We start from the raw sequence: 23372 nt of genomic DNA on the forward strand, positions 1-23372 counted from the left end.
CGCCCCATGAAAGCATCGCATCGCATCAGCACAATCACCGGCGGCGGCTCTGACGGCTGGGGGCTGTTCTACCGCGCGCGCCAGATGGTGAAAGCCGGCAAGCCGGTCACCGAACTGACGATCGGCGAACACGATATCCGCACCCATCGGTCGATCCTGGAGGCCATGCACCGGGCCGCGCTGGCCGGGCACACGGGCTATGCCGCGGTGCCGGGGACGGACAGGCTGCGCGAAACGGTGGCGGCGCGCATCGCCGCGCGCACCGGCGTGGCCACGACGGCGCGCAACATCGTGATCACCCCCGGCGGGCAGTCAGCGCTTTTCGCCGCACACCATGCGACCTGCGATCCCGGTGACCGCGCGCTTTATATCGACCCCTATTACGCCACCTACCCCGGCACGATCCGCGGTGTCGGGGCGGAACCCATAGCGATTGCCGCGCGGCCCGAAAACGCATTCCAGCCGGTCGTGTCCGATATCGCGGCGCAGGCCTCCGGTGCCCGGTCGCTGCTGATCAACACACCAAACAATCCCACCGGCGTGATCTATAGCCGCCAGACGCTGGAGGGCATCGCCGAGGTCTGCACCGCGCATGACCTCTGGCTGATCTCCGACGAGGTTTACGACACGCAGGTCTGGCAGGGCGCGCATCTGTCGCCCCGCGCCCTGCCCGGCATGGCCGACCGCACGCTGGTGGTGGGGTCGATGTCGAAGAGCCACGCCATGACCGGCAGCCGCGTCGGTTGGATCTGCGGGCCGGAGCACATGATCGACCTTCTGATCGGCCTCGCCACGCACACGACCTATGGCGTGCCGGGGTATATTCAGGACGCGGCGGTCTTTGCGCTGGACGCGGGCGAGGCGCTGGAGGCGGAGATCGCCGCCCCCTTCGCCCGCCGCCGCGCGCTCACGCTGGAGGCACTGGCCGGGCAGAACGTGGTGCGGGCGGTGCCGGTGGACGGGGCGATGTATGCAATGCTCGACATCCGCGCGACGGGGCTGAGCGGCGAGGATTTCGCGGCAGGTCTGCTTGATACCGAAATGATCGCGGTGATGCCGGGGGAGAGTTTCGGCACGGCGGCGGCGGGCCACGTGCGGGTTGCGATGACGGTGGCCGACGACGCCTATGTCGACGCGATCAGGCGCATCGTGGCCTACGCGCAATCGCTGACCGCCTGAGAAAGCGCATACGCTCCCCGAAAACCGGCGACGCGGCGGACGGGAATCGCCTAGGGTGGCTTCATGTTGTTCGATCTGCCCCCTGACGATGCCCTCTACGACGCGCCGAACGCGCGAGATGCGAAGTTTGACAGCCCCGACGCCTTTCGCCGCGCCTTTGCCGAATTACTCGGCGTGCCGCCCGACGCGTTCCGCGACGATGCGCTGCTGCGCGCGGGCTGGATCGACACGCCGCTGGGCGCGATGGTGGCGGTGGCCGACTCCCACGCGCTGCATCTTCTGGAATTCGCCGACCGCAAGGCATTGCCGACCGCGTTGCGCAAGTTGCACATCGCCAATCCGGCGGGGATCGGGATCGGGCGCACCGCAGCGATGGAACGGACCGAACAGGAACTTGCGCGCTACTTTGCGGGCGAAAGCGCAGATTTCACCGTCCCGCTCGCCCCGCCCGGCAGCGCGTTCACCAAGTCGGTCTGGGAGCATCTGCAGGCCATCCCCGCAGGACAAACCACGACCTACGGCCAGATCGCCCGCGACATCGGCCGCCCCACCGCCACGCGCGCCGTGGCCCGCGCCAACGGGGCCAATCAGATCGCGATCCTGATCCCCTGCCACCGGGTGCTGGGGGCCGATGGCGCGCTGACCGGCTATGGCGGCGGTCTGTGGCGCAAGGACCGGCTGATCGCCATCGAAAAACACTATGCAAAAGGACCGATCCCATGACCCATATCGCCGAAACCTTCCGCAAACTGCATGTCCCCGGACAGCCGTTCATCATGGCTAACGTCTGGGACGCGGGCACCGCGCGCATGCTGCAGGCGATGGGGGCGCAGGCGCTGGCGACCTCCTCTGCCGCGCACGCCTATGTGCTGGGGCGGCCCGACGGCGGCACGATCACCCGCGACGAGGCACTGGCCCATGCGCAGGAAATCGTCGCCGCAACCAGCCTGCCGGTGCAGGGCGATTTCGAGAACGGCTTTGGCGACGCGCCACAGGACTGCGCCGAAACCGTGCGACTGGCGGCGGAAGTCGGTTTGGCAGGGATTTGCATCGAGGATACGGCCCTGCCCGATCAAACCGCCTATGACGCCACGCACGCCGTCGAGCGCATCCGCGCCGCCGCGTCCGCCGCCCGCACGCTGCCGCACGATTTTGTGCTGACGGCCCGGGCCGACGGGATCATGATCGGGCAATATGACATCGACGAGGCCATCGCCCGCTGCTCCGCCTTTGCCGAGGCCGGTGCCGATGCGGTCTATGCGCCGCTGCCGCGCAGCATGGACGACCTCGCCCGGCTTTGCGCCGCCGTTCCGGTCCCGGTCAACGCCTTGGTCGCCGGAAAATACACCGGCTACACCGTGCAGGACTATGCACAGGCGGGCGTGGCGCGACTGTCGCTCGGCTCTGCCCTCGCGCGCGCCGTGCACAGGACAGTTCACGACGCAACCGAAGAGATGCTGGAAAAAGGCACGTTTACCGGACTTGGCAAAGGGATTTCGGGTGATATCGTAGACGGATTATTACAAAAGGAATAATCCCATGCGCCAGCTTATCGCAGCCTGCCTTTTCATCGGATGCGCCACCCCGGGCTTTGCACAGGTCTTTCCCGAGCCTGTCAGCCCCACCGTGAACGACTACGCCGACATGCTGTCGGAGGAGGCCGAGGCGCGGATCGACGCAACCCTGTCGGAACTGGAACGCGACACCGGGGCCGAGGCGACGATCGTGACGCTGTCGTCCGTCGTCTTTTACGCCAACGACATGACGGTGCCGGAATATGCCACCGCGCTGTTCAACGAATGGGGTGTGGGTGATGCAGAGGACGGCGATGGCATCCTGTTGCTTGTCTTCCGCGACGACCGGCAGTTACGGATCGAAACCGGTGCAGGCTATGACGCCGACGCCCAGAACCGGGCGCAGGATGTGATATCCGAGGTGATCATTCCCGAGTTTCAGGAAGAACGTTTCGAGGCCGGGATCGAGGCCGGGGCAACGGCCATCGCCGACCGCGTCGTGCGCAATGAAACCACCCCCGCCCCCGCCGTGACCGGGACGGACGGCGGTGCCAAAGGTGGCAACGGGCTGTGGTATCTGCTGGGCGGCATCGGTGCCGTGATCGCCGGGCTGATCGGCTGGAGCCGCGTGAAGGCGGCCCGGCTCGCCGCCACCCCCTGCCCGAACTGCGGCAAGACGGAACTGAGCCGTGAGCGTGTCGTGCTGAACGAGGCGACGCTGGACCACACAGGCGACGGCGAGGTCCGCACCACCTGCGGTGCCTGCGGGCACGTCACCGCAGAGGCGTTCACGATCCCAAAGAAAACGCCACCGAAATCGGACAAACCCGACTTCGATGGCGGCAAATCGGATGGCGGCGGCGCGTCCGGCAAATGGTAGCCTGCGCGCCGCACGGGCCGGTGCGGGGCGTCAGAAGTTATAGGACACCCGCAGCGATGCCGTCGTCGCACTGACGTCGGCACCGCCGTTGAAGTCTTCGAACTCGTGCTGCAGCACTTCGCCGCCGATGGTGATGCTGTCAGAGAATGCATAGTCCAGACCGGCACCGTAGAAGTAACCGCCATCGTCGATATCCGTGCCGCCGGCAGACACGGTCGCCTGTGCGTAACCGCCGGTGACATAGGGCAATACCGCGCCGGCGTCATAACCCGCACGGACCTTGGCGCGCAGCACGTTTTCGAAGTCGAGACCGGAGGTCGCGTCGCTGATGTCGCCGAAGGTACCTTCCAGCTCAGCACCGATCACGTAGGACCCCAGGTCATAGTTGTAACCGGCATGGCCGCTGTAGATCGTGCCGCTGAAGTCGTCGCCCAGCCCGGTGCCTTCAAGCTGGCCATAGCCGAGCGAACCACCCGCGTAAAAGCCGCTCCAGTCGCGGTCGGTGGCGACGACAGGCGCAGGCACCGGCGCGATGACCGGCTGCACGACAGGCTCGGCCAGTCCGCCTGCAGAAGCGACGCCACCAAGGGCGGTTGCGGGAAGCGCGATGACAAGAGCGCGCAGGGTATGTGTCATAGCTGACATCGGAAAACTCCGTTTCATTATGAATGTTGACGCCCCATTAACTATTTGCCCGGCCGCTTGGTTCAACACACACGCCCGTGATGTGCGGCTTTCTGCCGGATCGGCTGTTCAGCAGGGGAACCGTCACCGCCAAGTGCCAAATGCGACACGCCGTCGCAAACGGGAAAGACACCCCAGCGACACCTGTCAGGATTGGTGTGCGCGGCCTTGCGGGGCTGCTGCAAGGGAGGGTGCATGGACCACGCGATCATTATATGCGTCGCACGCACGATCGGGGCGCGCCGGGGCCGTGCTGCGCGCGGACGTCCGGCAGGGGTCGCCCGCTGAATCCTGTCCCTTGCGCCCTGCCAATTCCGGTGATCCCTATGACTGATACTACTCGCGCCACCCCCAAGGTTGCCCGCCCGGCCCGCTCCGGCGGGCGCGCCGCACGCCACGCCATGCGGGCGGCACCGCTCGCCGAGGACAAACGCCCGATCCGCCCCGGCATGTCCGGCGGCACGTATAAACCGTTGAGCGACGCGGCGGTCGCGCAAATCCACGAGGCGGCGCTGACCGCGCTGGAAGAGATCGGGCTGGCCGACGCGCCGCCCTCGGGCGTCGCCGTGATGACGGCCGCCGGGGCCATCCTCGGAGATGACGGGCGTTTGCGGTTCCCCCGCGCGCTGGTCGAAGACATGCTGGCCAAGGCGGCCCGCGACATTACCCTGCACGGGCGTGCCGCGCAGCACGATCTACACCTGACCGGCACACAGGTGCATTTCGGCACGGCAGGTGCGGCGGTGCATGTGGTCGATGTCGACGGGCGCACCTACCGCGAAAGCACGGTGCAGGATCTGCACGATGCGGCCCGGATCGTCGAACAACTCGACAACGTGCATTTCCTGCAGCGACCGATGGTGGCCCGCGACATCCCCGACAATCGCGAAATGGACTACAACACGATCTACGCCACCGTCGCGGGCACGCACAAACATATCGGCACATCCTTTACCGAGGTCGATTTCGTCGGCGACGCGATGGAGATGCTGCACATGATCGCGGGATCGGAAGACGCCTGGCATGCGCGGCCCTTCGTGAGCAATTCCAACTGCTTCGTCGTCCCGCCGATGAAGTTCGCCACCGAAAGCTGTCTGGTGATGGAAGCCTGCATCACCGCCGGAATGCCCGTGCTGTTGCTGTCTGCGGGGCAAGCCGGGGCCACCGCCCCCGCCCCCATCGCGGGTGCCATCGTGCAGGCGGTGGCCGAATGTCTGGCCGGTGTGGTCTACGTCAACGCCATCGCACCCGGGCATCCGGCGATCTTCGGCACCTGGCCTTTCGTTTCGGACCTGCGCACCGGTGCCATGTCGGGCGGATCGGGCGAACAGGCGCTGCTGACGGCGGGCTGTGCGCAGATGCACCGGTTTTATAGCCTCCCCGGCGGGGCCGCGGCGGGGATCGCGGACGCGAAATTGCCGGACATGCAGGCGGGATGGGAACAGATGTGTTCCAACGTCATGGCCGGGCTGTCGGGCCTGAACATGGTGTACGAGGCGGCAGGCATGCACGCCTCGCTGCTGGGGTTCTGCATGGAATCGCTGATCCTCGGCGACGATCTGCTGGGACAGGCGATGCGCTGCGTGCGCGGGATCGAGGTGAACGATGAAACGCTGGGGCTGGAGACGATGCGCGCGGTCTGTCTGGGAGGGCCGGGGCATTACCTCGGCTCCGACCAGACGCTGGGGCTGATGGAAACCGAATATGTCTATCCCGTCGTCGCCGACCGCACATCGCCCAAGGAATGGGACGAAAAAGGCAAGCCGGACCTGCTGCGGGAGGTGACCCGGCGCAAGGACGAGATATTGTCCCAGCCCTCACCCGCCCGGTTCGACCCCCGGCTCGACGCCGCCCTGCGCAAACGGTTCAACATTCACCTGCCGGTCTGACCGGGCCTGACCTTGCGGAGCGGCTGCGCCGCAAGTCATTTTTCGTGATTTGGCCCTGCCGGGCCAAGCGGGGATTTTGCATCCCCGCACCCCTGCAAGGTATTTTCGACCAAAAGAAGAAGGGCGCGCAGCGGAGATTTCAGCCCTGTTGCGGTGTGCTGATCGTGCCCCCGCCCACCGCCGCCCGCACGCCGGTCGTGCCGGGGCAGGACGTCGGCAATCCGCGTGCCACCCGGACGGCAAGGAACGCAAAGGCCTGCGCTTCCAGCATGTCGCCGTCGAGGCCTGCATCCTCAACCGAAACCACCGGGCAATCGACGGCGGCGGCGAGCATCGCCATCAGCGTGGGGTTTTTGCGCCCGCCACCCGTGACCAACAGGCGCGCGGGTGGTGTGGGGCAGTGCTCCATCGCCCGCGCGACGCTTTGTGCAGCGGCAGCTGTCAGGGTTGCCGCGGCATCGGCATCGCTCAAGTCCTGCACAGCGGCGGTCAGACCGGTAAAGGCGTCGCGGTCCAGCGATTTGGGCGGCATCCGGTGGAAATAGCGATGTTGCAGGAAGTCCTGCACGATATCGCCCTGCACCGTGCCCGCAGCCGCTAGTGCGCCGTGCGCGTCGTGTCTGGCACCCAGTCGCGCCTGCATCAGGTCGTTGATCGGCGCGTTTGCGGGGCCTGTGTCGAAGGCCAGCAATGCGCCTTCGGTCTCCGGTGCGGGTTGGCGGGGGTCCACCCACGTCAGGTTGCCGACGCCGCCCAGATTGAGGAAGGCCAGCGGTGCGTCGGCCTGCATCCATTTGGCCAGCGCGAAGTGATAGAAGGGGGCCAGCGGCGCGCCCTGCCCGCCCATCTGCATATCCGCCGTGCGTAAATCCCAGACCACGGGTTTGCCCAGCACGTCCGCGAGTACGGCACCGTCGCCGCATTGATGCGTGCGCCCGGCGTCGGGATCGTGCGCCAGCGTCTGCCCGTGAAAGCCGATGAGTGCCGCGTCGGGAAACCCGGACAGCACTTGCGCATGCACCGTCTCGATCAGCTCGGCGACATCGGCCAGATCCTCACCGGGCCAGCGGCCCAAAGCGCCGCGCAAAGCGCCACGTTCGGCATCCGTATAGGCGCGATAGGTCGACGGACCGAACGCGACAATCCGGTGCCCGTCCGTCACGATCTGGGCCGCGTCCACACCATCGAGCGAGGTGCCCGACATCGCCCCCGCGACGGCCACCGCACCGCTGTCCGGGATGGTCTTTCTTTCGTGCTTTTGCATGGCTATAGACTGCACTGACCACATGCCGGGAACAAGCCATGACCTACCACCCCAAGTCCGACTTTATCGCCATCATGATGGAGCGTGGCTTTCTGGCCGACTGCACCGACTATCAGGGGCTGGACGAGGCGTTTTCGCGCGACGTGGTGCCGGCCTATATCGGCTATGACGCGACCGCGAAATCGCTGCACGTGGGCCACCTGATGAACATCATGGTGCTGCGCTGGCTGCAGAAATGCGGCCACAAGCCGATCACGCTGATGGGGGGGGGCACGACCAAGGTGGGCGATCCGTCGTTCCGCGCGGACGAACGGCCACTGCTCGACGATGCCGCGATCCAGGCCAATATCGACGGGATGCAGCAGGTTTTTGCGAAATACCTTGATTACGGCGAGGCATCCACCGACGCGCTGATGCTCAACAACGCAGAATGGCTGGACGGGCTGAACTACCTGGCGTTCCTGCGCGACATCGGACGGCATTTTTCGGTCAACCGGATGCTGTCGTTCGAAAGCGTGAAATCGCGGCTGGACCGCGAGCAATCGCTGTCGTTTCTGGAATTCAACTACATGATCCTGCAGGCCTACGATTTTCTGGAACTGAACCGGCGTTACGGCTGCCTGCTGCAGATGGGCGGGTCCGATCAGTGGGGCAATATCGTGAACGGCATCGACCTGACGCGCCGGGTGCTGGATCAGGAAATCTATGGGCTGACCACGCCGCTGTTGACCACCAGCGACGGTCGCAAGATGGGCAAGTCTCAGGGCGGTGCGATCTGGCTGAACGGCGACATGCTGAGCCCTTACGAATTCTGGCAGTTCTGGCGCAATACGACGGATGCGGACACGGGCAAGTTTCTGAAAATTTTCACAGAACTTCCGGTGGAAGAATGTGATCGTCTGGGCGCGCTGGAAGGGTCCGAGATAAACGCAGCAAAGGTGATCCTCGCCAACGAGGTGACGGCGCTGCTGCATGGCAAGGACGCCGCGGAAGCCGCTGAAAAGACGGCGAAAGAGGTGTTCGAAAAGGGTGGTGTCGGCGACGACTTGCCGACCTTGACGGTGAGTGCGGCAGACCTCGGCGACGGCATGTCCATCGTGCAGGCGCTGGTGAAATCGGGGCTGGCGGGCAGCGGCAAGGAGGCCAAGCGTCTGATTGCGGAGAACGGCGCGCGCATGAACGACGCGCCGCTGACCGATGCCGGGCTGATGCTGGACGCAGCGGCGCTGGCGCAACCGGTGAAGCTGTCGGCGGGCAAGAAGCGGCACGCGCTGGTGCAACTGGGCTGAGCCTGTCAGATCAAAAGACTGACCAGATAGATCAACACCCCAGCCGGCAGGCTGATGGCAAGCGCCAGCAGCGTCAGCCCAAGACCTGTCAACCGTGCGGGGGCTGCGTGCCGGCCGTGGACTGTGGCGGCTGGTTTCATACGTTGGTGTTTACCCGACCTTAGGTTTCCAATGCCTTAACGGCTGCCATGAAATTGCCCTGCCCCCTCCAGCAGCACCCCCGATTTGCACGCGCCGTGACTGCCTTGGGTGGTCACGCTACACGGATCGACATTGCCGGGCTGGACGTGACGGTCCTGCACCGGAAATTCGGCTTGTTCGGCTCCCTGCGCGTCGTCTCCCGTGGTCCTCATTCTGACCCGGCGTTGCCTGCGCCGGACCGCTTTCATCTGCTCCGTCGCGCGGGCGTGCAGGTGATCAATGCCGAATACGCAGCGGATGCCTGTGCCCTGCATGCCGCCGGATATCGACAGATCATGACCGCCCGCTCCGTGGCAGAGGTCGCCCTGACAGTTCCCGACTCTGCTGCCCACATGCAGGCCAAGTGGCGCAATCGCCTGCGGCGGGCGCAGGGCAGCGGCATGCAGGTGAAACACGCACCATTCTGCCCGGACCGGCACGGCTGGCTTTTGCAACAGGATGCCGCGCAGCAACGGAGCAAGGGTTTTCGCGGGTATCCGCACACACTCACACAAGCCTATGCGGCGACCGCGCCCGATGCAGCCACCGTCTTCAGCATCGCGCATCGCGGCAGACCTGTTGCGGCGATGCTGTTTCTGAACCACCCGCCCGCCGCGACCTATCACATCGGCTGGTCGGACGAAGACGGGCGCGCGGCGTCGGCGCATCACCTGATCCTGCATCATGCCATGATCCGCTATGCCGGGTGCGGCTATGCGCGTCTGGACCTTGGCGATGTCGATACGGTGAATGCGCCCGGTCTGGCGCTTTTCAAACTGGGCAGCGGTGCGGGTCTGCGCGCCTTGGGGGGCACCTGGCTGGCGCTGCCAAAGCCGGATTGGCCGATCCGCCGTTTCCGATCCGTATCGCACAATGCGGCGCACCGGACATAACGTGACGGGTCGATTCTTTCGTAGCGACTCTTTGGACGTTCGGGCATGGTCGGCTGAAAACACCCCCGACCCCGCGCTGCAGGAGAGACGATGACGGATTATCTGGTCTATGACGTGTTCACCGATACGCCCTTCGGCGGCAACCAGCTGGCGGTATTTCCGGACGCCAGCAGTATGGACCCCGCGCAATTCCAGTGGATCGCGGCCGAGTTCAACTTTTCCGAAACGACGTTTGTCCTGCCGCCGCAAAGAGCGGACTGCGACGCGCGGATGCGCATTTTCACGCCGCGCAACGAATTGCAGTTTGCAGGCCATCCCACCATCGGCACCGCGATCGCACTGCGCGATCGCGGTCACCGGGGCGCGCTTGTTCTGGCACTCGGGGTCGGTCCGATCCGCTGCACATTCGAAGGGGCAAATGCATCGTTTACAACCGCGGCACCGCTAGATCGCCTGGGCACGCCGCCTCTGGCCCTGATTGCCCGTGCGCTTGGGCTGGATCCAGCGCAGATCGTCACGCAGACCCACCCGCCTGTCGAATGCGGTCTGGGCACACCGTTCCATATCGTGGAGGTCCGCGACCGCGCCGCGCTGTCCACCTGCCAATCCGATATCGCCGCCGTTCGCGAAGGGGCCGCGCAATCCAGTGATGCAGGGCGTTTCGCGATCCTGGCCTATGTCCGCGAAGGCAATACCATACATGCGCGCATGTTCTCGCCCCTTGGCGGCATCCCCGAGGATCCGGCCACAGGCAGCGCGGCGGCGGCGCTGGCCGGGCTGCTGCACGAGGTTCTGGACACGCCGCAGGACCTCACGATCCATCAGGGCCACGACATGGGGCGGCCTTCGCTGATCCTTGCAAAAACCGCGGGCGATCCGCTCGCCGTCACGATCACCGGCACCGCCGTCAAGACCATGGAGGGTCGCCTTGCCGTCTGAACTGCTGCCGATCTGCGCCTATGACGTCTTCCCGGACGGCCGCGCCGAAGAGGTCACCGTCGCCGATACCGCCAAGGGCGACGGGGCCGCCTACCGCTGGATCCATACCGATCTGGCCGCCCCGGGGCTGGAAGCCTGGTGCACCGCCCACCTGCCGCCGCTCGCCTGCCGCACCCTGCTGGCCGCCCGCACCCGTCCGCGCGTCGACAATCACGACGACGGGCTGGTGCTGACCCTGCGCGGCGTGAACCTGAACGAAGGGGCCGAGGTCGAGGACATGGTATCGTTGCGGCTCTGGGTCACGGCGGATCTGGTGGTCAGCGTGCGGCGGCAGCGTATTTTCGCGCTCGACGATCTGCGCGCGCAGATGGCGGCAGGCGATGCCCCGCCCTCGCCCGCGCGGATGATCGCGCGGATCACCGAAACGCTGGTCGACCGGATCGAGACGGTGAGCCTCGATCTGGAGGACCGGGCGGAGGCGATGGAGGATCAGGTCTACGACGAAAACGGCCCCCCGCCGCCCGACCTTGCACCGCTGCGCCGGTCGGTGATCACCCTTCGACGCCATATCGGGCCGTTGTCGGACGCGCTGGCGCATCTGGCGCGGATCGACACGCCGCTGATCGAACATAAATTCCGTAACCGCCTGCGCGACACCGCGAACCGCGCGCACCGGTCGGTGGACGAGGTGCACGAGGTCGTGGACCGGCTGACCGCGCTGGCCGATCATATCGAGTTGAAGCAGGACGCGCGGCTGGGACGCAATTCCTACGTGCTGTCGGTAATCGCGGCGATTTTCCTGCCGCTTGGGTTCCTGACCGGGCTGTTCGGCGTGAACGTCGCAGGCATGCCGGGCACGTCCGATCCCATGGCGTTCTGGTATCTCTGCGGCGGCATGGTGGTGCTGGGCGTGCTGCTTTATGTCGTGCTGCGCCTGATCAAATGGTTCTGACCAGAGGTTTTGCGCCCTGCTGCGCAGGTCGCCGGGGGGCGGCGGCTGCGCCGCCGCCTGTCTGAGTATTTTTGGCAAAATGATGCGAAAGCCGATCCCTCGCTTGACCTTTCCAAGGCGAAACGGGCTGGAAAGGCCGCCCCATGCCCGTTACACCCGGACCCAATCACGACTGCGGGGCCGTCGCCATGCCGAAATCCATCCTTGCACGCTGCGAAGCCATGGGGCTGCGCATGACGGAGCAGCGCCGCACCATCGCGACCGTCCTCGATGCCGCCGACGATCACCCGGATGTCGAGGAGCTTTACAACCGCGCCTCTGCCGCCGATCCGCGCATTTCGCTGGCGACGGTCTATCGCACCGTGAAGCTGCTGGAAGAAACCGACATTCTGGAAAAGCACGAGTTCGGCGACGGGCGCGCACGATATGAGCCAGCCGACCGGGAACATCACGACCATCTGATCGACATGCATTCGGGTGAGGTGATCGAATTCGTCGATCCGGAGATCGAGGCGCTACAGGAAAAGATCGCCGCGAAACTGGGGTATCGTCTGCGCGGGCACCGGCTGGAGCTTTACGGCGTGCCGCTCAAGTCGCCGGACGCAAAGTAACCAGGCGCACCCGTCATGCAGGACGGCACCGTCAAACCGGCACCAGCACCTCTGCAGCCATGACACCTTGTGTCGGCGCGGCCGAAACGTGACCGGCGACGGCGGTGGCGACGGCCCAGCTGATGACGATGATGAAAAAACGCATGTGGTAATCCCCCGGATTGCGATGTGAATGCAGACATTGAATGACACTACCCTGTGCAGAAAATGCACCGACGCCTATGCAGGTTTTCCTGACCTGCCGCACAGGCGGCCCCGTTCATGCCCGTCGCCGGTTTCCTTTCCCCTGCCGACAGGGTAACGCCGGACCAGAGACGGTTTGCAGGGCACCGATGGACAATCTTCGCGGCAGTATTCTGATGGTCTTGGCGATGCTCGGCTTTGCCGTGGAGGACATGCTGATCAAGCAGATGGCCGGCGGCATGCCGCTGGGCCAGGTCATCATCTGCCTCGGGATCGGCGGTGCGGCGATCTTCGGCGTGATCGCGAATATGAAAGGCGTCGTGCTGTGGTCGCCTGTGATCCGCCACCCCGCGCTCTTGCTGCGCAACTTCGGCGAATTCATCGGCACGATGGGGTTCGTCAGCGCCATCGCCCTTACCCCGATCTCGACCGCCTCGGCCATCCTGCAGGCGACGCCGCTGGTCGTCACGCTGGGGGCCGCGCTGTTTTTGCAGGAGGTCGTAGGCTGGCGGCGGTGGCTGGCGATCGTCGTCGGGTTATGCGGCGTGCTGCTGATCATCCGCCCCGGGATGGCGGGGTTCGACGCGAAATCGCTGCTGGCAGTCGTCGGCGTTCTGGGGCTGGCAGTGCGCGATCTGGCGACGCGCCGGATGCCGCCGGAAATCTCCTCGCCGCAGGTTTCGTTCTACGCCTTCGTCACGGTCATCGGCACCGGCGTGGTGCTGCTGTGGCTGGGCGTGACCGGCGATACAATTCTGATCCCGACCGGGCTGGACACACTGCGGCTGATCGCCGGGGTCGTCATCGGCGTGCTGGCCTATTATGCCATCGTTGGTGCCACGCGGATCGGCGATATGTCGATGATTGCGCCCTTCCGCTATACCCGGCTCGTCTTCGCGCTGGTCATCGGCGTGCTGGCCTTCGGCGAACGACCCGACGCGCTGACCTTGCTGGGGGCCGCGATCATCGTGGCCTCGGGCATCTACACGCTACTGCGCGAGGCGCGTCTGCGGCGCGCTTCCCAAGTGCCGCAACCCACGTTATAGACCGAACCGATACCGCTAACATCATTGCAGGAGCCTTCTCCCATGAGCACCATCATCGACATCCACGCCCGTGAAATCCTCGACAGCCGGGGCAACCCCACGGTCGAGGTCGACGTGATCTTGGACGACGGCACCATGGGCCGCGCCGCCGTGCCGTCCGGGGCCTCCACCGGCGCGCACGAGGCCGTGGAAAAGCGTGACGGCAACAAGGCCCGGTACATGGGCAAGGGCGTGCAACAGGCCGTCGACGCCGTGAACGGCGAAATCGCCGAGGCGCTGGTGGGCTACGAGGCGACCGAACAGGTCAGCATCGACATGGCGATGATCGAACTGGACGGCACACCGAACAAATCGCGTCTGGGGGCCAACGCGATCCTGGGTGTGTCGCTGGCCGTGGCCAAGGCGGCGGCGGAATACACAGCACAGCCGCTCTACCGCTATATCGGCGGCACATCCGCGCGCACGCTGCCCGTGCCGATGATGAACATCATCAACGGCGGTGAACACGCCGACAACCCGATCGACATCCAGGAATTCATGATCATGCCCGTCGCGGCAGAGAACGTGAAGGAAGCGATCCGCATGGGCGCGGAGGTGTTCCACACGCTGAAAAAGGAACTTTCCGCAGCCGGTCACAACACCGGTATCGGCGACGAGGGCGGCTTTGCCCCTAACTTGAACTCCACCCGAGACGCGCTTGATTTTATTATGAAATCCATCGAAAAGGCGGGCTATACACCAGGCAAGGATATCTACCTTGCGCTCGATTGCGCCGCCACAGAATACTACAAGAACGGCAAGTACGAGATGAAGGGCGAAGGCAAATCGCTCACCTCAGAGGAAAACGCCGACTATCTTGCGCAGTTGGCCAGCGACTACCCGATCATCAGCATCGAGGACGGCATGTCGGAGGATGACTGGGACGGCTGGAAGATGCTGACCGACAAGATCGGCGACACTGTGCAACTGGTAGGTGACGATCTCTTCGTGACCAACCCGGCGCGTCTGGCCGACGGCATCAAAAAGGGCAGCGCCAATGCCATGCTGGTGAAGGTCAATCAGATCGGCACGCTGACCGAAACGCTGCAGGCCGTGGACATGGCGCACCGCGCAAAATTCACCAACGTGATGAGCCACCGGTCCGGTGAGACCGAGGACGCGACCATCGCCGACCTCGCCGTCGCCACCAACTGCGGCCAGATCAAGACCGGGTCGCTGTCGCGCTCCGACCGGCTGGCGAAATACAACCAGCTGATCCGAATCGAGGAACTGCTGGGCGACACCGCCGTCTATGCCGGCCGCTCGATCCTCAAGGGCTGATGGCGAACAGGGCCGTGTCCGACCGCCCTGGACGCGGCCAGCCCGCCATGCCCGACACCCTGATCCGCCAGCAGCGACCGACGCCGACCTCAACGCCGTGCGCAGGCTCTGTTGGGCCTATCGTGACGAACTGCTGCACCACAGCGCGACCGACAGAGCCGTGGTGGTGACATTCTACCCCGAAGAATCCTACCGCGCGCTGATGGACGACCTGACGCACCGTCATGCCCGCCCGGACGGGATCATCCTGATCGCCGACCACGACGGCACCATCGTCGGTTGCGGCATGAGCCAGCGGCTCTCGACCACCACGACCGAGATCAAGCGTGTCTTTGTGGAAAGCGATCATCGTGGGCGGGGCCTTGCCGCCAACCTGTGCACGGCGCTGATGGCGCAGGCCCGCGCCGACGGATTTTCCCGCGTCGTTCTGGACACCTCCAGGGGATTGGTCGCCGCCCAGCGGCTTTACGAACGGCTTGGCTTTGTCCAGCGCGGTCCCTATCAGGACATTCCGGCGCATGCCCTGCCCCATCTGGTTTTCTACGAGGCCCGGCTATGACCGCAGACGAGATCATCGCCCATCTGAACCTTGCCCCGCATCCCGAAGGCGGCTTCTATCGCCAGACCTGGGTGGCCGAAAACGAAGGCCGCCCGACCGGCACGGCGATCTATTTTCTGCTCCGCGATGGCGGCAAGAGCCATTGGCACACCGTAGACGCCACTGAAATCTGGTTCTGGCACGCGGGCGCGCCGCTGGTGCTGTCCGTGTCTGAAACAGAGGCGGGCCCTGCCCGCGACATCACGCTCGGCCCCGAACTTATGGCCGGCCAGACGCCGCAAGGAATCGTGCCGACCGGCCATTGGCAGGCCGCCCGCACCACGGGTGACTGGACGCTGGTCAGTTGCACGGTGTCGCCGGGGTTCGACTTTGCAGGCTTTCACCTCGCGGAACCGGGCTTCGACATTCCGCGCTGACAGGCGCTAATCGGCGTAGAAAACGCCCCGCTCACGCGCGAAAATCTGCGTGCTGCCGACAACCTCATGGTCGAGGCCCAGCAGGCCCGCAACCTCTGGCCCCACACCTGTCTGTCCGCCGATAACACCTGCAAATTCTCCGGCACTCACGACTTCGGTTGATGGAAAGATCGAAATCTGATTACTGATCGTGGAGGATGCCGCCGCAGCAATCCCCGAAAACCGACCGTCGGCATCGGGCTCAGCGATGTTCAGCGCCACTGCGCCGAGGTCATCGCTGGAACCGGGGGCGTCCAACAGTGTCGCCCTACGGTTGATGATCGCCCCGCGCACCGCATCGTCGGCCAGATCAATGGTTATACTGACGTCGCCAACGACGGACCGGCTGACGTTCTGTCGCCCCGCAAGACCGAGGTTCGACACCATCATCCCCGCATAGCCACCGGTCAATTCCGCAGACGCATTCGGGTCGAGCGCAAAGGCTGTCGCGCGCCCGTAAATGCCACCGTGGAGACCGCTCGTCCCGAAGTTATTTCCGACGGAATAGAAGGCATAGGTCTGCACACGGTTGGCCCGCGCGGTCAGAAACGTCCCGTTTTCATCGGCTTGCAGGCGGGCACCACTGCCTTGCGCTATCACATCATCCCCGGCCTGCGAGGCGATGAGCGTTCCGACAGAGACTTCCGATGTCTCACGGTTAAACGTCAACACGTCCGGCCCTGTCAGATAGGACGTCGGGTCAAGGTCGATGGTATCGACATTATGCCCCCCGGTCGATCCGCCGCCGCAGGCGGACAGCACCGCCAGCGCGCAGACACCGGCAGCAATCCGGCAAACAAGTCTCATGGCATGTCTCCACATATCGCTTTGCTGAAATCACGTCGCAAATACGGGGATGATGCTGCACCGGAGACGGATTCGAATCAACTCGCAACAAAAAAGGGGCCCCCGAAGGGACCCCTGAGTTTCGCTGATCGGGCTCGATATATATACCGCTCGTGTTTTTTGCCTGCGGCCCGACCCGCGCCGAAGGTGACCTCGGCCACCTCGGGTTCTGGTGTTAGACTGGAAACCTTCCGTTGGTTACCAAACTCACATTTCCGGTGACGAGATCGGCTCGCGAACAAATTAGCTCGAACCGCTCCCCATCATCTGTGGTGAAGGAGCAACTACCGCTCATGCCTAACGCTGTTGCAATCTTCCTATCCAACTTCATGTTTGCAGCACCTGACAAGGCACTTCCTCTTTGGTGAATTGAAAGTTCAAGGTTCGAAGGGAACTCTTGTCCGCTAGTCGTCGAGAACTTGCCAACGTAAGACTTTCTCATCGTCACCTCCTCAGCTACACCCACTCGTCCCGCCGCAGGTGTTGCACTTCATGCAGGTGCCGTTGCGCACCAGCGTGTAGTTGCCGCATTCGCCGCAGGCCTCGCCCTCGTAGCCCTGCATCTTGGCCTTGTCGCGGGCCGAAATGCCGCTGACGGCCATCGTGCCGCTGGACAGCGCGGTCGTCGCCACGTCGCCCACCGCGACATCCGGCACCAGCGTCTGGAGTGCCGCCACGGTATCGCCTTCGAAGGCCGCACCACCGACACCGCCCTGCAGCACGACCAGTTCCTGCGGCATCCGCTTGCGCAGATACCCGGTCGAGGAAATCTGCTTAAGCACCTCTAGGCTGCGGGTCGCGGCATCCTCGGACGGAGTGGCGACGTTCGACACGCCCTCTTCCACACCGCGCCCGATATCATCGAAGGATGCGCCTTCCGGCTTTACGTGCGCCAGATCGGTCCGGTCGAGGTAGGACACAGCGAGTTCGCGGAAGATGTAATCGAGGATCGACGTCGCATTCTTGATGCTGTCATTGCCCTGCACCATGCCGGCGGGTTCGAACTTGGTGAAGGTGAAGGCATCCACGAACTCCTCCAGTGGCACGCCGTATTGCAGGCCTACGGACACGGCGATGGCGAAGTTGTTCATCATCGCGCGGAATCCGGCGCCTTCCTTGTGCATGTCGATGAAGATCTCGCCAAGGTTCCCGTCTTCGTATTCACCGGTACGCAGATAGACCTTGTGACCGCCGACGATGGCCTTCTGGGTGTAACCCTTGCGGCGCTCCGGCATCTTTTCGCGGTGCGATTTCTGCACCTCCTTGATGATGATCTTCTCGACGATCTTTTCGGCCAGCACGGTCGCCTTTTCATGGGCGTTGCCGCTTTCCAGAACTTCGGCCGCGTCGTCGTCATCCTCGACCAGTGCAGCGGCCAGCGGCTGCGACAGTTTGGAGCCGTCGCGATACAGCGCGTTGGCCTTCACCCCCAGCGACCACGACAGCTCATAGGCCTTCTGGCAGTCCTCGATGGTCGCATCATTGGGCATGTTGATCGTCTTGGAAATCGCGCCCGAGATGAACGATTGCGCCGCCGCCATCATATAGATGTGGCTGTCCACCGACAGATAGCGCGTGCCCTTCTTGCCGCAGGGGTTGGCGCAGTCGAACACGCTGTAGTGCTCTTGCTTCAGGTGTGGTGCACCTTCGAGCGTCATGGTGCCGCAGACATGGTCGTTGGCCGCGTCGATGTCCTGCTTGGAATAGCCAAGGTGGCGCAGCAGATCGAAGGTCGGATCGTTCAGCTTTTCAGCCGGGATGCCCAGCGATTTCTGGCAGAATTCCTCGCCCAGCGTCCACTGGTTGAAGACGAAGCGGATGTCGAACGCGGATTTCAGCGCGCCCTCGACCTTGTCGAGTTCCGCCTGACCGAAGCCGTGTCCGATCAACGACGTATGGTTGATCGCAGGCGCCTGCCCCATGGAGCCGTGACCGACCGCGTAGGCGATGATCTCCTCGATCTGGGCCGAGCCATAGCCGAGCGTATCAAGGGCTGCGGGCACCGACTGGTTGATGATCTTGAAGTAGCCGCCACCGGCCAGTTTCTTGAATTTCACCAGCGCAAAGTCTGGCTCGATCCCGGTCGTGTCGCAATCCATGACCAGGCCAATGGTGCCGGTTGGTGCGATCACGGATACCTGCGCGTTGCGGTAGCCGTGCTTTTCACCAAGGCGCAGCGCCTCGTCCCAGACCTCGGTCGCAAGTGCTGTCAGGCGCTGGTCGGGGCAGTTGGCGTGGTCCAGAGCGACGGGTTTCACGTCGAGATCTTCGTAACCGTCCGTCTTGCCATAGGCCGCGTTGCGGTGGTTGCGGATCACGCGCAGCATGTGATCGGCGTTTTTCTTATAACCTGGGAACGGTCCCTGCTCACCCGCCATTTCGGCGGAGGTGGCGTAGGACACGCCGGTCATGATCGCGGTCAGCGCGGCCCCCATGGAGCGGCCTTCATCACTGTCATAGCCATAACCCATGTTCATCAGCAGCCCGCCGATGTTCGCGTAGCCCAGACCAAGCGTGCGGAAATCGTAGGATCGCTGCGCGATTTCCTTCGACGGGAACTGTGCCATCAGGACCGAGATTTCCAGCGTCACGGTCCACAGGCGTGTCGCGTGCATGTAGTCTTCGACCTGGAATTCGCCGTCCTTGTAGAAGTTCAGCAGGTTCATCGACGCGAGATTACAGGCCGTGTCGTCCAGGAACATGTATTCGCTGCATGGGTTCGACCCACGGATCGCGCCGTCTTCGGGGCAAGTGTGCCAGGCGTTGACCGTGTCGTGATACTGGATGCCCGGATCGGCGCAAGCCCATGCCGCGTGGCCGACCTGCTCCCACAATTCGCGGGCGCGGATGGATTTCGTGACCTCGCCCGTCTTACGGCTGATCAGGTCCCACATGCCGTCATTTTCGACTGCCTTCAGGAAAGCATCCGTGACGCGGATCGAGTTGTTCGAATTCTGGCCGGAGACGCTGGAATACGCTTCTGAATCCCAATCCGTATCGTAAGTCGGGAATTCGATGCTCGTGTGGCCTTGCTTGGCGTAATCCAGCACGCGCTTGATGTATGTTTCGGGGATCATCACCTTTTTTGCAGCACGCACAGCGGCTTGCAGGCCGTTGTTCACCTTTGGATCGTAGGCGTCGGCTTCAGCCCCGTCCCATGCCTTGATGGCCGCGAAAATCTCGTTGAGGTATTTCTCGTGCATCTTGGAGCCTGCGACGATGCTCGCCACTTTCTGCTCTTCGATGACCTTCCAGTTGATGAAATCCTGAATGTCGGGGTGGTCCGCATCCACGATCACCATCTTGGCCGCGCGGCGCGTGGTGCCGCCAGATTTGATCGCACCGGCAGCACGGTCACCGATCTTGAGGAAACCCATGAGGCCCGACGACTTACCTCCGCCAGACAGCGGCTCGCCCTCGCCGCGCAGCGACGAGAAGTTCGTGCCGGTGCCGGAGCCGTATTTGAACAGGCGCGCCTCGCGGACCCACAGGTCCATGATGCCGCCATCGTTGACCAGATCGTCGGACACGGACTGGATGAAACAGGCGTGCGGCTGCGGGTGCTCGTAGCTGCTTGTCGACGCCGTCAGTTTCTTGGTCTTGTAGTCGACGTAGTGGTGCCCCTGCGCCGGCCCGTCGATACCGTAGGCCCAGTGCAGGCCGGTGTTGAACCACTGCGGGCTGTTGGGGGCCGCGCGCTGTGTCGCCAGCATGAAGCGCATTTCGTCGAAATAGGCCTGTGCGTCCTCCTCGGTGGTGAAATAGCCGCCCTTCCAGCCCCAATAGGCCCAGGCCCCCGCCAAACGGTCGAACACCTGCTTGGCCGAGGTTTCGCCGCCGAAGGTCGCGTCCTTGGCGGGCACCGAACGCCACAGGAATTCGGGCACGCCCTTTTCCTTTACGGGCTTCGTCGCCGATGGCACGCCTGCCTTGCGGAAATACTTCTGCGCGATCACGTCGGATGCGACCTGGCTCCAGCCTTCTGGGATTTCGCAGTTATCGAGTTTGAACACGACGCTGCCGTCCGGATTGCGGATTTCGGAGGTCGCGCTCCGGAATGCCAATGCGGCGTATGCGTCTTGTCCTGATGTCGTGAAACTGCGTTCGATTTTCATCCGTCTGCCCCGTCTGATGTGCCGTCGTTGCGGCCTTTTGAAACCAACGATGCCAATCTGCGGCACCGGTATTGATGCTGATCAGGCACGGGAGACCGGTCGGCTGTCCGCGCGGTTACACCACCCGCAGACCCGCCAGCTTCATTAAGAACAGCTTTTGTTTCGTCCCCGCGCCGACACTACATCTAGTGCAGTCTTCGTCAGCCCGCACAACCTGACGTATCGGGGCGGCGCGGGTCAACGAAAAATTCACCAAAATTTTTCATTAAATCTGTTGACCGGATGCGGTGATCGTGATGCCCGCGCACGGCCCCGATTCATCCCCCCGGTTTTCCACAAAACCACCTGACAGGGTCCTTGGCGGCGGTCTCCAAGAAACGCTTTGCGACAGGGTATTTATCGCCGGAGGCTCAGCCAGTGCCTCAACTTTATCCGCAGTCCCGGCTGAATTCCGCGCAACGGGATCGGATCAGTGACACCCTTGGCCGACGCGACAAAAAGCACACGGTCTAGCCTGCCGATCCGCCTGCGAACCCCACATCTGGTGTGCCGATCCGGGAGAATCGCCCACACGGGATTCGCGAGCCGCAGCAGCGTTGGACGACATGGAAACGGGTGCGAAAAAAAAGAAAGGCGCCCGAAAAGGGCGCCGTTTCCTGATGGTCGGGGCAGAGAGATTCGAACTCCCGACCCTCTGTTCCCAAAACAGATGCGCTACCAGACTGCGCTATGCCCCGGACCGAGGCTTTATCTAGTCCGGTCACCCTGGTTTGAAAACCCCATTTAAACCCAAACCGCGATTAATTTTCGCAAGGCAACGCCGCATCCGGCCCGATGGCGGGGTGCTGCAGCGCATCGCCCGCGGCGATGCCCAGCCGGTCGGCCAGACCACCGTTGATCTCCAGCACGAATTTCACATCCGTGCCGCCGTCGATCGACGTGCGGTCGCCTGGAATGGCGTCGCTGTGCACCTTGGTGATGACCCCGTCCGCCCCGGCAAACAGCATGTCGAGCGGGATCAGCGTGTTCTGCATCCAGAAACTGGCGCGCTGCGGTTGCTCATAGACGAACAGCATCCCCGACAGAATCGGCATCGCCTCCACGAACATCAGACCCTGCGCGCGTTCCTGCGGGTCGTCGGCGACCTCGACCGCGAAATGGGCCTGCCCGAAATCGCCAGCCACGGTCACCCGCCCGTCGGAACATGCCGCTTGCACCGCACCCGGGCCCGCGATCAGGGTGGCCAACGCAAGGATCGTTCTCATTTGTTCGCCGCGTCCCATACCACGATGTCGATCGCCATGCGTCCGCGCTCGCCATCCATCATCCGCAGGCCCACGGCCTCGCCCGGCTGCAGGTCGGACAGGCCACTGCGCCGCAGAACTTCTATATGGACGAAAACGTCGGCCGCGTCTCCGAAAACATTGGCGAATCCGAATCCCTTCGCCTTGTCGAACCATTTGACGCGCGCAGGCTCGATCGGGGTCGATGCCACCTGATCGGGGGACACATCGTGCATGTCGCGCAGCGCCGGCCCGTCGCCCACCGGCGGCGACACCGACAACACCTCGACCGCCTGCATTCCGCGCTCTGTCTTCTGCGCCATGATCTCGATACCGGACCCGTCCGCGACGGAACCCTGGCCAAAGTTCCGCAGAACGTTGGCATGCAGCAGGATATCGGGCCCGCCGTCGTCCGACACGATGAACCCGTAGCCCTTCGCCGGGTCGTACCATTTGATCGAACCCGCGACATGCGTGGCGGGGGCATTTGAGTGCGTTGTCATTGTTTTCCTGTCTTGTCGCGTATTGATGCGATGTCTGAGCGATACCTTGAGACGATCGCCAGAGGACAGTAGATTAACCTAGTACACACGACATTACCATTCACGAAGCGTGAAATTATGGGCACAGCCGGGTAATTGACCACGGGTCATCAGCGGTTTTCCGCGACCAGCGGAAGCGGTCGTGCAACCGAAACGCGCCATCGGCCCAGAATTCGATCTCTATAGGTGTGATCCGGTAACCGCCCCAGAACGGTGGCCGGTCGGGATTGGGGCCATGCTGCGCGGTCACACGGGCGACCTCCGCCATCAGGGCCGCGCGCGATTGCAAAGGTTGCGATTGCCGCGACGCCCAGGCGCCCAGCCGGCTCTTGAGCGAACGCGACTTGTAGTAGGCGTCGGCCTGTGGCCCGTCCTCGCGGATGACATGGCCACGGACCCGCACCTGCCGGGCCAGTGACTTCCAGTGCATCACGAACGCCGCCTGCGCGTTCTCTTCCAGCTCCTGCGCCTTCTGCCCTTCGTAGTTGGTATAGAACACGAATGCCGCGTCCTCGATCTCTTTCAGCAGCACCATCCGCACATTGGGCAGCCCCTGCGCATCCGCGGTCGCCAGCGCGATGGCGTTGGGATCGTTGGGTTCCGACTTTTCGGCCTCGGCCAGCCAGTCACGTGTCAGCGCAAACGGATCGTCACCTGCAAAAATTCCTGTCCGGTCCATGGTCTGCCCTCTGTGTTGCGCCCGCTTGTCTCTCTTGTTCACCCCCACCCAATCGCCTAAACCCATGATA

Annotated in this window: 22 protein-coding genes and 1 tRNA gene; 14 read left to right on the forward strand and 9 right to left on the reverse strand. The window is 63.8% G+C overall.

The annotated features are described in order from the left end of the window. The first annotated feature begins 6 nt into the window (after positions 1–6). The 4 genes from AC04PH_RS10185 (at position 7) to AC04PH_RS10200 (ending at position 3573) form a co-directional block, all read left to right on the forward strand. Entirely contained in the window at positions 7–1179 is a 1173-nt protein-coding gene (locus AC04PH_RS10185; RefSeq protein WP_483065632.1) for a pyridoxal phosphate-dependent aminotransferase, read from the forward strand. 63 nt (positions 1180–1242) lie between these two features. Continuing rightward, positions 1243–1902 carry a methylated-DNA--[protein]-cysteine S-methyltransferase gene (locus AC04PH_RS10190; protein WP_483065633.1) on the forward strand — a complete coding sequence of 220 codons (660 nt, stop codon included), beginning with the start codon at positions 1243–1245 and terminating at the stop codon, positions 1900–1902. Then, positions 1899–2714, forward strand: a complete 816-nt coding sequence (locus AC04PH_RS10195; RefSeq protein ID WP_483065634.1) for an isocitrate lyase/PEP mutase family protein — start codon at positions 1899–1901, stop codon at positions 2712–2714. The genes AC04PH_RS10190 and AC04PH_RS10195 overlap by 4 nt, the downstream gene beginning before the upstream one ends. A gap of 4 nt (positions 2715–2718) precedes the next feature. Next, positions 2719–3573 carry a TPM domain-containing protein gene (locus tag AC04PH_RS10200; RefSeq protein WP_483065635.1) on the forward strand — a complete coding sequence of 285 codons (855 nt, stop codon included), beginning with the start codon at positions 2719–2721 and terminating at the stop codon, positions 3571–3573. Between the two features lie 30 nt (positions 3574–3603). On the opposite strand, the gene AC04PH_RS10205 is transcribed toward AC04PH_RS10200, so the two are convergent. Beyond that, positions 3604–4218, reverse strand: coding sequence for an outer membrane protein (locus AC04PH_RS10205; protein WP_483065636.1), 615 nt, complete (start codon positions 4216–4218; stop codon positions 3604–3606). A gap of 365 nt (positions 4219–4583) precedes the next feature. On the opposite strand from AC04PH_RS10205, the gene AC04PH_RS10210 reads away from it, so the two are divergent. Further along, positions 4584–6146 (forward strand): trimethylamine methyltransferase family protein, encoded by a 1563-nt coding sequence (locus tag AC04PH_RS10210; protein ID WP_483065637.1) that lies wholly within the window; start codon positions 4584–4586, stop codon positions 6144–6146. Positions 6147–6285: 139 nt separating this feature from the next. Here the strand turns inward: AC04PH_RS10210 and AC04PH_RS10215 are convergent, their stop codons facing one another. After that, complete coding sequence (locus AC04PH_RS10215; RefSeq protein ID WP_483065638.1) at positions 6286–7410, reverse strand: anhydro-N-acetylmuramic acid kinase; 1125 nt, start codon at positions 7408–7410, stop codon at positions 6286–6288. 38 nt (positions 7411–7448) lie between these two features. On the opposite strand from AC04PH_RS10215, the gene tyrS reads away from it, so the two are divergent. Next, positions 7449–8699 carry a tyrosine--tRNA ligase gene (gene tyrS / locus AC04PH_RS10220; RefSeq protein WP_483065639.1) on the forward strand — a complete coding sequence of 417 codons (1251 nt, stop codon included), beginning with the start codon at positions 7449–7451 and terminating at the stop codon, positions 8697–8699. 5 nt (positions 8700–8704) lie between these two features. Here the strand turns inward: tyrS and AC04PH_RS10225 are convergent, their stop codons facing one another. Further along, positions 8705–8839, reverse strand: coding sequence for a hypothetical protein (locus tag AC04PH_RS10225; RefSeq protein ID WP_483065640.1), 135 nt, complete (start codon positions 8837–8839; stop codon positions 8705–8707). 105 nt (positions 8840–8944) lie between these two features. On the opposite strand from AC04PH_RS10225, the gene AC04PH_RS10230 reads away from it, so the two are divergent. The 8 genes from AC04PH_RS10230 (at position 8945) to AC04PH_RS10265 (ending at position 15798) form a co-directional block, all read left to right on the forward strand. After that, on the forward strand, positions 8945–9772 hold the full coding sequence (locus tag AC04PH_RS10230; RefSeq protein ID WP_483065641.1) for a GNAT family N-acetyltransferase: 828 nt from the start codon (positions 8945–8947) through the stop codon (positions 9770–9772). A 90-nt stretch (positions 9773–9862) separates the two neighbouring features. Then, positions 9863–10711, forward strand: coding sequence for a PhzF family phenazine biosynthesis protein (locus AC04PH_RS10235; protein ID WP_483065642.1), 849 nt, complete (start codon positions 9863–9865; stop codon positions 10709–10711). Continuing rightward, positions 10701–11663: a zinc transporter ZntB gene (locus AC04PH_RS10240; RefSeq protein WP_483065643.1), complete on the forward strand. Its 963-nt coding sequence runs from the start codon at positions 10701–10703 to the stop codon at positions 11661–11663. Before AC04PH_RS10235 ends, AC04PH_RS10240 begins: the two co-directional genes overlap by 11 nt. A 188-nt stretch (positions 11664–11851) precedes the next feature. After that, complete coding sequence (locus AC04PH_RS10245) at positions 11852–12274, forward strand: Fur family transcriptional regulator (protein ID WP_483066182.1); 423 nt, start codon at positions 11852–11854, stop codon at positions 12272–12274. Positions 12275–12606: 332 nt separating this feature from the next. Further along, positions 12607–13503, forward strand: a complete 897-nt coding sequence (locus AC04PH_RS10250; protein ID WP_483065644.1) for a DMT family transporter — start codon at positions 12607–12609, stop codon at positions 13501–13503. 42 nt (positions 13504–13545) lie between these two features. Continuing rightward, positions 13546–14823 (forward strand): phosphopyruvate hydratase, encoded by a 1278-nt coding sequence (gene eno / locus AC04PH_RS10255; RefSeq protein ID WP_483065645.1) that lies wholly within the window; start codon positions 13546–13548, stop codon positions 14821–14823. A 97-nt stretch (positions 14824–14920) separates the two neighbouring features. Next, complete coding sequence (locus AC04PH_RS10260) at positions 14921–15382, forward strand: GNAT family N-acetyltransferase (protein WP_483065646.1); 462 nt, start codon at positions 14921–14923, stop codon at positions 15380–15382. Next, positions 15379–15798 carry a cupin domain-containing protein gene (locus AC04PH_RS10265; RefSeq protein WP_483065647.1) on the forward strand — a complete coding sequence of 140 codons (420 nt, stop codon included), beginning with the start codon at positions 15379–15381 and terminating at the stop codon, positions 15796–15798. Before AC04PH_RS10260 ends, AC04PH_RS10265 begins: the two co-directional genes overlap by 4 nt. Before the next feature lie 6 nt (positions 15799–15804). Here the strand turns inward: AC04PH_RS10265 and AC04PH_RS10270 are convergent, their stop codons facing one another. From AC04PH_RS10270 to pdxH, 6 genes are all read right to left on the reverse strand, one after another. Continuing rightward, a complete protein-coding gene (locus AC04PH_RS10270) occupies positions 15805–16644 on the reverse strand; it encodes a hypothetical protein (RefSeq protein WP_483065648.1) in 840 nt (279 codons plus the stop codon). A gap of 491 nt (positions 16645–17135) precedes the next feature. Then, positions 17136–20798: a vitamin B12-dependent ribonucleotide reductase gene (locus tag AC04PH_RS10275; protein ID WP_483065649.1), complete on the reverse strand. Its 3663-nt coding sequence runs from the start codon at positions 20796–20798 to the stop codon at positions 17136–17138. 660 nt (positions 20799–21458) lie between these two features. Beyond that, positions 21459–21535 (reverse strand) — tRNA-Pro (locus AC04PH_RS10280). A 63-nt stretch (positions 21536–21598) separates the two neighbouring features. Next, positions 21599–22063, reverse strand: coding sequence for a DUF192 domain-containing protein (locus AC04PH_RS10285; protein ID WP_483065650.1), 465 nt, complete (start codon positions 22061–22063; stop codon positions 21599–21601). Beyond that, positions 22060–22584: a cold-shock protein gene (locus AC04PH_RS10290; RefSeq protein ID WP_483065651.1), complete on the reverse strand. Its 525-nt coding sequence runs from the start codon at positions 22582–22584 to the stop codon at positions 22060–22062. Before AC04PH_RS10290 ends, AC04PH_RS10285 begins: the two co-directional genes overlap by 4 nt. A gap of 115 nt (positions 22585–22699) precedes the next feature. Then, positions 22700–23302: a pyridoxamine 5'-phosphate oxidase gene (gene pdxH / locus AC04PH_RS10295; RefSeq protein ID WP_483065652.1), complete on the reverse strand. Its 603-nt coding sequence runs from the start codon at positions 23300–23302 to the stop codon at positions 22700–22702. Positions 23303–23372 lie beyond the last annotated feature (70 nt).

Source organism: Yoonia sp. KMU-150, assembly GCF_056858355.1.